Origin of the sequence: Nonomuraea sp. NPDC049695, assembly GCF_040674955.1 — a bacterium.
Lineage (GTDB): Bacteria > Actinomycetota > Actinomycetes > Streptosporangiales > Streptosporangiaceae > Nonomuraea > Nonomuraea helvata.
In genome coordinates this window covers 212,104-224,015 of sequence record NZ_JBFANV010000005.1, presented here as the reverse complement: position 1 = coordinate 224,015, position 11,912 = coordinate 212,104, and the positions used below count along the sequence as shown (strand labels likewise).

11 protein-coding genes are annotated in these 11,912 nt (G+C 70.1%); 2 read left to right on the top strand and 9 right to left on the bottom strand.

Annotation, left to right across the window (positions count from 1 at the left end; genetic code table 11):
* Positions 1-15: 15 nt before the first annotated feature.
* From AB0J64_RS07185 to AB0J64_RS07155, 7 genes are all read right to left on the bottom strand, one after another.
* Complete coding sequence (locus tag AB0J64_RS07185) at positions 16-567, bottom strand: ATP/GTP-binding protein (RefSeq protein WP_344987674.1); 552 nt, start codon at positions 565-567, stop codon at positions 16-18.
* 7 nt (positions 568-574) lie between these two features.
* Positions 575-937: a DUF742 domain-containing protein gene (locus AB0J64_RS07180; RefSeq protein WP_344986923.1), complete on the bottom strand. Its 363-nt coding sequence runs from the start codon at positions 935-937 to the stop codon at positions 575-577.
* 26 nt (positions 938-963) lie between these two features.
* On the bottom strand, positions 964-1,386 hold the full coding sequence (locus tag AB0J64_RS07175; protein ID WP_344986924.1) for a roadblock/LC7 domain-containing protein: 423 nt from the start codon (positions 1,384-1,386) through the stop codon (positions 964-966).
* A 21-nt stretch (positions 1,387-1,407) separates the two neighbouring features.
* Positions 1,408-4,185: a nitrate- and nitrite sensing domain-containing protein gene (locus AB0J64_RS07170; protein WP_364021986.1), complete on the bottom strand. Its 2,778-nt coding sequence runs from the start codon at positions 4,183-4,185 to the stop codon at positions 1,408-1,410.
* Between the two features lie 225 nt (positions 4,186-4,410).
* The gene (locus AB0J64_RS07165) at positions 4,411-6,636 is read right to left on the bottom strand and encodes a [protein-PII] uridylyltransferase (protein WP_364021983.1); all 2,226 of its coding nucleotides are present in this window, start codon (positions 6,634-6,636) and stop codon (positions 4,411-4,413) included.
* An 86-nt stretch (positions 6,637-6,722) separates the two neighbouring features.
* A complete protein-coding gene (locus AB0J64_RS07160) occupies positions 6,723-7,061 on the bottom strand; it encodes a P-II family nitrogen regulator (protein ID WP_364021980.1) in 339 nt (112 codons plus the stop codon).
* On the bottom strand, positions 7,058-8,368 hold the full coding sequence (locus tag AB0J64_RS07155) for an ammonium transporter (protein ID WP_364021977.1): 1,311 nt from the start codon (positions 8,366-8,368) through the stop codon (positions 7,058-7,060). The genes AB0J64_RS07160 and AB0J64_RS07155 overlap by 4 nt, the downstream gene beginning before the upstream one ends.
* Before the next feature lie 205 nt (positions 8,369-8,573).
* Here AB0J64_RS07155 and AB0J64_RS07150 point away from each other — a divergent pair, with 205 nt between their 5' ends.
* Positions 8,574-9,500, top strand: coding sequence for an iron-siderophore ABC transporter substrate-binding protein (locus AB0J64_RS07150; protein WP_364021974.1), 927 nt, complete (start codon positions 8,574-8,576; stop codon positions 9,498-9,500).
* Between the two features lie 6 nt (positions 9,501-9,506).
* Here the strand turns inward: AB0J64_RS07150 and AB0J64_RS07145 are convergent, their stop codons facing one another.
* Together AB0J64_RS07145 and AB0J64_RS07140 are read right to left on the bottom strand one after the other, a co-directional pair.
* On the bottom strand, positions 9,507-10,283 hold the full coding sequence (locus AB0J64_RS07145) for an MOSC domain-containing protein (RefSeq protein ID WP_364021971.1): 777 nt from the start codon (positions 10,281-10,283) through the stop codon (positions 9,507-9,509).
* A 10-nt stretch (positions 10,284-10,293) separates the two neighbouring features.
* Complete coding sequence (locus tag AB0J64_RS07140; RefSeq protein WP_364021968.1) at positions 10,294-11,097, bottom strand: alpha/beta hydrolase; 804 nt, start codon at positions 11,095-11,097, stop codon at positions 10,294-10,296.
* A 118-nt stretch (positions 11,098-11,215) separates the two neighbouring features.
* Here AB0J64_RS07140 and AB0J64_RS07135 point away from each other — a divergent pair, with 118 nt between their 5' ends.
* A complete protein-coding gene (locus AB0J64_RS07135; RefSeq protein WP_364021965.1) occupies positions 11,216-11,782 on the top strand; it encodes a TetR/AcrR family transcriptional regulator in 567 nt (188 codons plus the stop codon).
* Positions 11,783-11,912: the final 130 nt, after the last annotated feature.

Genomic DNA, 11,912 nt, shown 5'->3' with positions numbered 1-11,912 from the left:
CCAGCCGTACGGGCCCTAACGTACGGGCGCCGCGCGCAGCCGTACGACGTGCTCGACCAGCGAGATCAGCGTCGCCTTGACCGACTCGCGGTGCCGGGCGTCGGTGCGCACGATCGGCACGTTCGGCGACAGCGCGAGCGCCTCCCTGACCTCGTCGTCGGAGTGCGGGAACTGTCCGTCCCAGCCGTTGATGCCGACCACGAACGGCAGCTTGGCCTCTTCGAAGTAGTCGATCGCGGGGAAGCTGTCGGCCAGCCGGCGCGTGTCGAGCAGCACCACCGCCCCGATCGCCCCGCGCACCAGGTCGTCCCACATGAACCAGAACCGGTGCTGCCCCGGCGTGCCGAACAGGTACAGGATCAGGTCACGGTCCAGGGAGACCCGGCCGAAGTCCATGGCCACGGTCGTGGTCTGCTTGTTCGGGGTGAGTCCGAGGTCGTCGATGCCCGCGGACGCGTCGGTCATCACCGCTTCTGTCGTGAGCGGGAGGATCTCGGACACCGCCCCCACGAACGTCGTCTTGCCGACGCCGAACCCACCGGCGACGACGATCTTCGTCGACGTCAGCCCGGGGCTAGAGCCTGCGTAGTCCACTGAGCACCCTTTCGAGCATGTTGAGGTCTGGCTGTCCCTGGCTGAGGCGTGGCTGGTGCAGGCGGACAAGCCCTTCGTCGGACATGTCCGCCACGAGCACCCTGGCCACGCCCAGCGGGACGCGGAGCAGGGCCGAGATCTCGGCGACCGACCGGAACGACCTGCACAGCTGCATGATGGCCTCCTGCTCGGGGGTGAGCATGGCCATCTCGTCGTCCGGGATCGACATCGACGAGATCAACGTCTCCATCGCTAGGTGATAGCGCGGCTCGGATCGGCCGCCGGTCACCGCGTAAGGACGGAACAGGGGCTCGTCGTCCCCGTTGCCGTCAACGCCATACACGGCCCGCTCCCATCAGTTCCATCACATCACCGGGTCCTGGCGGCCTGGAGCTCGGCCCGCAGGGCCGGTGTGAGCGCCTGTCCGGCTCTGTCCACCAGCAACGTCATCTGGTACGCCACCAGCCCCATGTCACAGTCGGGGCCAGCCAGCACCGTGAGCACGGAGCCGTCGCTGATCGCCATGACCAGGAGCAGGCCACGCTGCATCTCGACGACCGTCTGCGTCACCGCGCCGCCCTCGAACACCCTGGAGGCGCCCACGGTCAGGCTCAGCAGGCCGGCGGAGACGGCGGCGAGCTGGTCGGCCCGGTCCGGCGGGAAGCCTTCAGAGGCGGCCAGGCACAGGCCGTCGGCCGAGACCACGACGGCGTGCGCGACTCCGGGCGTGTTACGCACGAAGTCGGTGATCAGCCAGTCGAACCTGTTCGCCTCATGGCTAAGGGTTGTCACGCATCCTCCCCGGCGGGACGCTCACTCACTCTGTTCCTCCTGTCCACGAACTTCCTGGCGGCCCCGTCGCACACCCTGCTGGTAACTGGCCATCCGGCTGCGTATCCGGTCCGCCGAGACCGGCGGGGTCGGAGCCGGCCGCTGCGGCTGCTGCGGCTGCGCCGGCTGGCTCGCCGTACCGGGAACCAGGTTGGCCTTGGGGGTGCGCTTCGGTAGCCCGGCTGCGGTGATGCCGCCGAGGCTGGGCTCGACGGCCGCGGCCGCCGCGCGCCAACCGGCGTCGGCCGCCGTTCGCCACGCTTCCTCCCCAGAGGGTACGGCTTGCGCGGACTTGTCCTCACCGGGGCCTGCCGGACGCGGCGCCGCCTCGCGCACCGGCTCGTTGGGCGGCCTGCGGAACCAGGCGGACTCCACCGACGCGAAGATCGGCAGGTACTCCTCCTGCTCGGGCTCCATCGGCGACACGTCGACCGAGGGCGTGGGCTCCGGCCTGCGCACGTCGTTGGTGGGGAACGACGGGACCGGCGGAGGCGTCTGGAACGCGCCATTACCAGATGGGCGCGGGGCCTGGTTCGGGAACGACGGGTAGGCGCCCGAGTCGAACGAGGCCGGCTGCCTGCGGTAGGAGCCGCCGTCGGTGTCGGCGCCGAAGCCGTTCACGCCGGACCTGCCCGGGTCGGAGTGGAACGGCGCGCTGTCGAACGAGCGCGGCTCCGGCGTGCCCTGAGGGGGCCGGAAGCCGTGCCGGGGCGCGGGGGCGCCGGGCCGCGGGCCGGCGTCCAGGGAGTCGAAGCTGCCGAACGACCTGAAGGTCCCGTTCTGCACGGGCGGGGCGGCCGGGGTCGGCACGGTGCCGCCGCCGAAGGCCGGCCGCTGCGGCAAGGGCGGCTGCGTGCCGTCGCTGATGAGCGCGGGCGGGAGCAGCACCATGGCGATCAGCCCGACGCCCTCGCCCTTCCTGAGCTGCACCCGGATGCCGTGGCGCAGTGCCAGCCGGCCGACCACGAACAGGCCCATGCGCCGCGAGACCGACACGTCCACCACAGGCGGCTCGGCCAGACGGCGGTTGGCCTCGGCCAGCTCCTCCTCGGTCATGCTGATGCCGGCGTCGCTCACCGACAGCAGCGCGCCGCCGCCCTCGATGAGGCTGCTGGTGACCGTGACCTGGGAGTTGCTCGGGGAGAACTGGATGGCGTTCTCGACCAGCTCGGCGACCAGGTGGACCAGGTCGTTCGCGGCGCTGCCCAGCACCGAGGTGGCCCGGTGCACCTTGACCTGCACGCGCTCGTAGCCCTCGACCTCCGACAGCGCGGCGCGTACGACGTCGACCAGCTTGGCGGGCTGGCTGCGCCGGCGGGTGGCCTCGTGACCGGCCAGGACCAGGAGGTTCTCGGAGTTGCGGCGCATGCGGGTGGCCAGGTGGTCGAGCTTGAACAGGTCGGCCAGCCGGCCGCCGTCCTGCTCGCCCTTCTCCAGGCCGTCGATGAGCGAGATCTGCCGCTCGACCAGCGTCTGGGTGCGGCGCGAGAGGTTGACGAACATCGAGCTGATGTTGCTGCGCAGCTCGGCCTCCTCGCCCGCCAGGCGTACGGCCTGCCGGTGCACCTGGTCGAAGGCCCTGGCCACTTCACCGATCTCGTCGTTGCCCTCGACCTCGATCGGCCGGACGTCGGCCGTGGAGGCGTCGCCGTTGGCCCGCAGCCGGTGCACCACGTCGGGCAGCCGGAAGCCGGCCACCTCCAGCGCCTCCGTACGCAGCCTGCGCAGCGGGCCGACCATGGAGCGGGCGATGGCCACGGTGAGCAGCAGGACGAGCAGCAGCAGCGCCAGGATCAGGGCGCCCGCGATGATCGCGTTGCGGATCTCGGCCTCGCGCAGCTCCTGGCTGCGCAGGCCCACCTCGCCGGCCAGCTCCTTCTCGATCCCGTTCAGCACCTTGACGGCGGCCGTGTTGTCGTTGAACCACTGGTCGCGGCTGCCGTTGGCGGAGATCAGGTTGCCGGTGATCCGCAGGCCCGGGCCCTGGCCGTTGGCAAGCGCCCGGCCGCTGGCCAGCGTGACCGCGCGCGACTTGGTGAGCTGGGCGTTGACGTACTGGGTGTTGGAGGTGAGCGCCCTGGACAGCTTGAGTCCGACGTCGGCGCCGGCCTCCGCTCCGACGTCGGAGATGTCGCTCAGCTGGCGGGCGTTGGAGGCGATGAACTCCTCGACCTCCTTGGCGTCCACGCTGTCGGGGTTGTAGGAGGCCTGGAGCAGCTGGATGCGCTGCTTGGAGATCTCCTCCTTGGCCGCCGCGAGGGCGTTCAGCGCGCGGAACTGGCCGATGATCTGCGAGTCGTCGGACAGCAGGCTCAGCTCGTCGTGCAGCTTGAGCAGGGTGTCGGTGAGGAAGTCGTACCGGATGGTGTCGGCCTGGCCCTCGGTCCTGATCTGCGGCAGCCGGCTCAGGTCGTGCTTGGCCTGCTGGGCGGCCTTGACGATGCGGAGGCCGTACGAGTCGTCCATCGCGTCGAGGTCGGTGTTCACGACCTTGACCAGCGCGTCCACCGCCGCCTTGCGCTGCTCGAGCGGCTCGGCGAGCTTCTTGCGCATCGCGCGGCTCGCGCCGAGCCAGCCGCTCGTGTCACGCTCCAGACCGAGCGCCTGGACCAGGTCACGGATGTGGCCCGCCTGCTCGGCGCCGGTCGCCGTACGGTCGTAGTCGCCGATGCTCTGGACCGAGCCGACCACGCGGGCTCCTCCGAGCACGACGCCGGCCATCGTGGGCACCAGGATGAGCGCGGTGAGCCGCCACCTCACGCGCCAGTTCCGCAGACCGAGGCGTGGCAGTGACCGCTTCCCGCGGTCCCGCTTCGCGGCGACGCCGCTGTCGGAGTTCCCCGTCGTCACTGCTTCCCGTACCCCTCAATCGTCCCGCCCACCACGGGCCCTAAAGCCGTCACACAAGGTATCCGCAGCTTCTGACTTAACCGGCAATTCGGACAAATTGTCGTAGAAATGTGACCGGCAGTCGTGGGCTGTTGGTTATCGCAGTGCGGCAAGGACCTGATCGCGGACTTGTGCCCTCTGCCCGGCGTCGCTGAGGGGGCGACCGGCGCGATCCACGACATAGAAGACGTCCACCGCCTCCGCGCCGAGAGTCTCTACGCGAGCGGCCCTCACGTCAAGACCACACTCCCCGAACGCCCGTCCAATACGCCACAGAAGTCCCGGTCTGTCATGGGCCCTGACTTCCACCACAGTGGCGGTCGCGGAGGCGTCGTCAACCAGTGTTACGCGAGGTGGAGCCACAGGCACCCGGGGCGGCCTCATGGAGCGGGCGCGGCGGGCCAATCTCTGTTCGATGTCAAGACGTCCAGCAAGGACGAGACGGAGATCGGACTCCAGTGTCGCGGGGTCCGGCGGGGAGCCGTACTCGGGGATGACCGAGAACTCGATCACCGCCGTGGAGCCCGCGGAGGCGGACGAGGCGGAGCGCACGATGAGCCGGTGCGCCGAGAGCACCCCGGCGGCGCTCCACAGCAGTCCCACCCGGTCGGGGGCGACGACCGTGACCGCTCCCCCGTTGACGCGTACGGCCCCGCCGCCGTGCCTGGCGAGCCCGGCCTGCTCCGGCGACAGGGTGGGCGGCTTGGGCGGCGGCGAGCCGGCCAGCACGGACCTGACGCGGCGTACGAGGTCGGCGACGAGCCCCGCCTTCCAGCCGTTCCAGGCGGCGGGGCCGGTCGCGTGGCCGTCCGCGACCGCCAGCGCGGCCAGCAGATCGAGGACCTCGCGGGTGCCGACGGTGGCGGCCACCTTCTCGATCGTGACCGGGTCGTCGAGATCCCTGCGGGTGGCGGTCTCGGGCAGCAGCAGATGGTGGCGTACGACGGTGGCGAGGGTCTCGACGTCCTGCGGGGGCAGGCCGATGCGGGTGGCGATGTCACGTACCACGACCTCGCCCGTGGCGGAGTGGTCCCCTGGCCAGCCCTTGCCCACGTCGTGCAGGAGCGCCCCGATCAGCAGGAGGTCCGGACGCGAGACGTCGCGGGTGTGGCTGGCGGCGTTCGCTGCGGCCTCGATCAGGTGCCGGTCGACCGTGAAGCGGTGGATCGGATTGCGCTGGGGACGGTGGCGTACGCGTTCCCAGTCAGGAAGGAGTTTGACAAGAATGCCCGCCTGGTCGAGCTCCTCCCACACGGGCACGGCGGCGCGGCCCGCGCCGAGGATCGACACCAGGCAGTCGCGTGCCTCTTCCGGCCACGGCACCGGCATGGGCGGCGACTGAGCTGCGAGTACGGAGACCGTGGCGGGGGCGAGCGGCAGCCCGGAGTCGGCCGCCGCGGCGGCGGCACGCAGCACCAGCACGGGGTCCTTGCGCGGGTCGACCCCTCTGGCGAGCACCACCTCGCCACCGTGCTCGACCACGCCGTCGGCCAGCGGGCGGCGGCCTCGTGGAGCGGGCCCTGACAGCAGCCTGTCAACGGCGCGCCAGGTGCCGTCGAAGGCATGGGAGACGGTCCGGCCCGCCTCGGCCAGCCTGCGCATGAGCGCCTCGGCGTCGAGCAGGCCGAGCAGCCCGGCCACGGCGTCCTGCTCCTGCAGCACCAGCCGGTCGGTGCCGCGGGCGGTGACGACGTGCAGCGCGTGCCGCACGTCCAGGATGAACTCGTACGCCTCGCGCGCCCTGGGGCCTGGGGCCGAGGCGACCCAGGCGGCGGCCACCGCCTGCATGGCCTGGACGTCGCGGAGCCCGCCGCGGCCGTCCTTGAGATCGGGTTCGAGCAGGAAGGCCAGCTCGCCGCTGACCTCGGCCCGCTTGTCGGCCGCGTCACGCAGCTCGCCGAGCCTGCGCCGGGAGTCGGCCCGCCACTCGGCCAGCACCGCCTCCCTGGCCTTCCTGGTCAGCTCGGGATCGCCGGCCACGTGCCGGGCCTGGATGAGGCCGAGCACGGCCTTCAGGTCCTGCCTGGCGACGCTCACCGCCTCCTCGACCGTCCGCACGGAGTGGTCGAGCTTGACCGCGGAGTCCCAGATCGGATACCAGATCCGGTCCGCCACCCGGGCCACGTCGGCCCGGCCGTTGTGCAGCAGGACCAGGTCGAGGTCGCTGCCGGGGGCGAGCTCGCCCCTTCCCAGGCTCCCGACGGCGACCAGTGAGACGTGGTCGCCGTCGCTCGCCGTTCTGAAGAGATCCTTGAGCCAGCGGTCGATGTCCGCCGCCCGCTCCTTGCGGGCCGCGGCGTACGAACGGGCCTCTCCCCTCACTACTGTGCCCCCTTGCCGAGCTCCGCCCGGACGCCGTCGTCCGGGCTTCGCGCTGTCACTGACCTCACCCTCCGTCCGGAGGGCGTCTACAGGGCTTCCGGACCACGCTCTCCCGTGCGTACCCGGACGACGGTGTCCACCGGGACGGACCAGACCTTGCCGTCGCCGATCTTTCCGGTGTGCGCCGCCTTGACGATGACGTCGATCACGTCCTCGGCGTCATCCTCTTCCGTGAGGACCTCCAGGCGGACCTTCGGCACCAGGTCGACCTGGTACTCGGCGCCGCGGTAGACCTCGGTGTGGCCGCGCTGGCGGCCGTAGCCGCTCGCCTCGCTGACCGTCATGCCTTTGATGCCGAACTGCTCCAGTGCGGCCTTCACGTCATCCAGCTTGAACGGCTTGATGATCGCTGTGATGAGCCTCATGCGTCCACCTTCTTAGCGGCCGGGGCGGTGGGCCCGTTGGGGGAGGTCACGCCGGAGGCGTAGACCGTGCCGAGGTCGTACCCGGTTTCGGCGTGCGTGGTGACGTCGATGCCGGTCATCTCTTCCTCGGTGGAGATACGGAAGCCCATCGTCTTGTCGATGATCTTCCCGAGGATCCAGGTGACGATGAAGGAGTAGCCGCCGATCGCGACCGGGCCGAGGACCTGCAGGCCCAGCTGGCCGAAGCCGCCGCCGTAGAACAGGCCCTTGCTCTGCTGGTCCAGGAAGGGGTAGGCGGCCAGGAAACCGAGCGAGACGGCGCCGATGACGCCACCCACCAGGTGCACGCCGACCACGTCGAGGGAGTCGTCGAAGCCGAGCTTGTACTTCAGGCCGACGGCGTAGGCGCAGATGACGCCGGCGAGCAGGCCGATGAGGATCGCGGCCCACGGGTCCACGAAACCGCAGGCGGGGGTGATGGCGACCAGACCGGCGACCGCGCCGGAGGCGACGCCGAGGCTGGTGGCGTGCCCGTCACGCATCTTCTCCACGATGAGCCAGGCGCCCGCGGCGACCGCGGTGGCGATCTGGGTGTTCATGAACGCGAGGCCGGCGGTGCCGTCGACGGCCAGCTCGGAGCCCGCGTTGAAGCCGAACCAGCCGAACCACAGCAGGCCCGCGCCGAGCAGGACGAACGGGAGGTTGTGCGGCCGCATCGGCTCCTTGCGCCAGCCGTGGCGCTTACCGAGCACGAAGCACAGTGCCAGGCCCGCGGCGCCGGCGTTGATGTGGACGACCGTGCCGCCCGCGAAGTCCTCGATGCCCATCGTGTTGAGCCAGCCGGTGCCCCACACCCAGTGCGCGACCGGGAAGTAGACGATCGTCGCCCACAGGATGCTGAAGAGGATCCACGCGCCGAACTTCGCCCGGTCCGCGATCGCGCCGCTGATCAGCGCGACCGTGATGATGGCGAACGTCAGCTGGAAGGCAGAGAAGACCAGGCTCGGCATGCCGGTGCCGTCGGTCTTGGTGGCGGTTTGCACCAGGCTCTGCAGGCCGAGCGCGTCGAAGCCGCCGACCACATTGTTGATCGCCCCGATGGGGTTGTCGGTGAACGCCAGAGAGTGTCCGAAAAGCACCCAGGCGATGGTCACCGTGATGATGGCGCCGAACGACATCATCATCATGTTCAGGACACTCTTGGCCCTGGTCATGCCCCCGTAGAAGAAAGCGAGGCCCGGAGTCATCAGCAACACCAACGCGGTGGCCGCGAGCATCCAGGCTGTGGTGCCGCTATCGATCTTCACGACGCGACCCTCCTTACATGTGACGTGTGGCCACAGCGTGTTCGTCCGCGGTTTCATGGCTCGACCAGGCGTGTTTCACATTCGTGAATCTCGCCCGACGGGTGTTTCGCGTAGGTTTCGGAGTCCTCACTGATGCGTTTTCGGCTCGGCTATATCGACCGTGCGATACTTAGGATTGCCTAACCTAAAAGATCAAGGAATGCCCATGCGCCTCCGCCTGGCCGTCGCCGCCATGCTCCCCGTCCTCGCCCTCGCCGCCTGCGGGACATCCACCTCCTCCCAGGAGACGGGCCCGACCCGGACCGTCAAGCACGCCATGGGAGAGACGAAGGTGCCGATGACCCCCAAGCGGGTCGTGGTGCTCGACACGGACAAGCTTGACTCGATGGTCTCCCTCGGCCTGGCGCCCGTCGGGGCGGCACAGGCGTCCCAGAACCAGAAGTGGCCCGCGTACCTCGGCTCTGCCCTGTCGGCCACCAAGGCGGTCGGCACCACCCAGGCCCCCAACATCGAGGCCATCATGGCGCTCAAGCCCGACCTCATCCTGGGCAGCAAGTTCCGTCAGGCGGCCTTCTACGACAAGCTGAGCAAGATCGCGCCGACCGTGTTCACCGAGAAGGTGGGCGTCACCTGGAAGGAGAACTTCCTGCTCGACGCCGAGGCGCTGGGCAAGAAGGACCAGGCCCAGCAGCTGCTGTCGGCGTACGAGAAGCGGGCCAAGGAGGTGGGGGCCAAGTTCTCGAAGCTGCAGGTGAGCATCGTGCGGTTCATGCCCACGGAGATCCGCATGTACGGGCCCGAGTCGTTCAGCGGCATCGTGGTGGGCGACGCGGGCATCCAGCGGCCCGAGCCGCAGCAGCTGGCCGACCAGGCGGACAAGCGCTTCGGCAAGCTGAGCCAGGAGAACATCGCGAAGGCGGACGCCGACGCGATCTTCTACACGGCGTACGGGGACGCGGCCGTCAAGGCGCAGGCCGCGGTGACCGGCGGGCCGCTGTGGAAGAACCTGAAGGCGGTCAAGTCGGGTAACGCGCACAACGTGGACGACGAGATCTGGATGACCGGCATCGGCGTCACGGCCGCCGGCAAGATCCTCGACGACCTGGACAAGTACCTGACGCCGCTGGCGTGACCCCGGTCAGGTGCGGTGGGCGGCTGCGAGCCGTACCCGGTCGCCCTTCTTGAGGCGGCCGGGCCGCAGCACTCGCGCGTACACCCCCGCGCACGGCTGCGCCCCCATGTCGAACACCGGCACCCGGTTGTGCCTGGCCACCGTGCGCAGCGCCTCCGTGTCGCGCTCCAGCGGCCCGTGCGCCAGGGTCGGCACGGCACAGCGGGGGCTCGCCACGATGACCTTCAGCACCACCTCGTCGCCCACGTACAGCTCCCGGCCCACCCAGTCGTTCTCCGGAAAGCCCTCCTCCTCCGTCCCGATGACCAGATTGGGGCGGTAGCGGAGGGCTTCGACGTGCCCGCGCGGGCTGAGCGCCCCGATCCGCTCGACGGCGGAGGTGGTGATCAGGTGGATGGGCGCGAAGTCGAAGAACGTCCCTTCGGGGGACCCGCCGCCGAGCCGGCCGACGGTGTGGGGCACCTCCGCGTCGATCCCCTCGGCCAGCACCTGTTCCGGCACCGAGCGCTCGAACTCGGCGCCCTCCGGCGGCACGTCGATCAGCCGCACCTCCCGCCCGAGCAGCGCCGACAGCTCCGCGTCCCCGGGGACGCGGGCGCCCTCGATCGTCAGCAGGCCGCGCCAGAGCCGCGGGTTCTTGGCGCTGGCGATCTTCCCGGTCGCGACGTCCAGCACCGCGCGCGCCCGGTCGCCGGCGAGCCCGCGCTCGGTGACCTCGCTCTCGGAGAGCTCCTCCCCCAGCATCGACTTGACGGGGTAGCGGCGCAGCGTCTCCAGGTGCATGCGGCCGATCCTAGGGCTGTGCCCAGAAGCGGCGCAGATGCGGCATCAACTCGTCCGCCCGCTCGTCGGGGAAGAACAGCCTCCCGCCCTCGATCTCGACGATCTCCTTGACGCCGGGGATCGTGTCGCGCAGCCAGTGGGCCCAGCTCACGTCGAAGAACGCGTCCCCCGTGCCCCAGACCACCAGCGTCGGCACGGTCAGCACGGTGAGCTGCGGCTCGATGGCGATCAGGTCCTTGGCGTCGATGGCGGCCAGCATCCGCTCGAAGGCACTTCCGCCGCCTGGCTTGGCGAGGATCGGCCGCAGGAACGCGTCCACCAGTTCCGCCGGATCGTCGATCCGTTCATAGCCCTCGCCGTACGCGGTCCTGGCCAGCAGCTCCGGCTGCTCCAGCACGGCCGCCATCAGCGCGGCCAGCTCGCCCCTGGCGGCCAGCTCCACCGTGGGCCTGAACGCCTCGGGCGGGGCGTTGGTGTGGACGTCGCAGTTGGTGAGGGTGAGCGTACGCAGGCGCTCGCGATGGCGTACGGCGAAGATCTGCGCCACGGCGCCACCGGTGTCGTTCGCGACGAGATCCACCTCGGTGAGCCCGAGCCCGTCGCACAGCTCCTCGACGGCCTCGGCCAGCGCGGGCATCGACAGGTCGTCGCGCGGGGCGCTGCCGCCGTGCGCCGGCAGGTCGATGGCCACGCAGCGGCGCTCCTCGCGGAACGCCTCGATGACGTGGCGCCACAGGTACGAGCCGGTGCCCACGCCGTGCACGAACAGGCTGACCGGCCCTTCGCCCACGTCCACGTAGCTGATGCCGTCCATGCGGATGCTCCTCCGAATTTTACAGACCGACTGTCGGTCTAGAAATTACCGACCGACAGTCGGTTTGTCTACGGTGGGGCGCAGCCGCAGGCAGCATGGCCGCACCTAGAGTGGTCGCATGAACCTCAAGGCCGAACGCGGAGCCGCCACCCGCGAGAGGGTCCTGGCGATCGCCACGCGGCTGTTCGCCGAGCGCGGCTACGACGACACCTCGATCGAGACGGTGCTGCAGGAGTCGGGGCTGAGCAGAGGGGCTCTGTACCACCATTACGCGGGCAAGGACGCGCTGTTCGAGGCGGTGCTGGAGGCCACGGAGTCGGACATCGGCCGCAAGATCGTCAAGGCGGTCCGCGGCATCACCGACCCTGCCGCCGCACTGCGGGCCGGCGTCCTGGCCTGGATCTCGCTCGCCGGGGATCCGGTCATCAAGCGCCTCGTCCTCATCGACGCGCCGTCGGTGATGGGGTGGGAGCGGTGGCGCGCCATGGAGGAGCGCTACTCGTTCGGGATGCTCAAGGCCGCGCTGGAGGCCACGGGAGCGGTGCCGGCCGAGTTCCTCGACCTGCACGCGCACATGCTGCTGGCGGCCGTCAACGAGAGCGCGCTGCTGGTGGCCAGGGGCGGCGACCACGACACGGCGGTGGCCGCGGTGGAGGAATTCCTCCGACGCATACTCGAAGGTTAGGAAACCGCAGCTCAGCAAAATGAGCAAAAGGAAAATGGCCGGCCACGCAGAGCTACCATTGCCCCGAAAGCGGCTCAACGGAGTCCCGGGTCAGCACCGTTTGCGGCGAAAAACGGGGTGAATCGTGAGC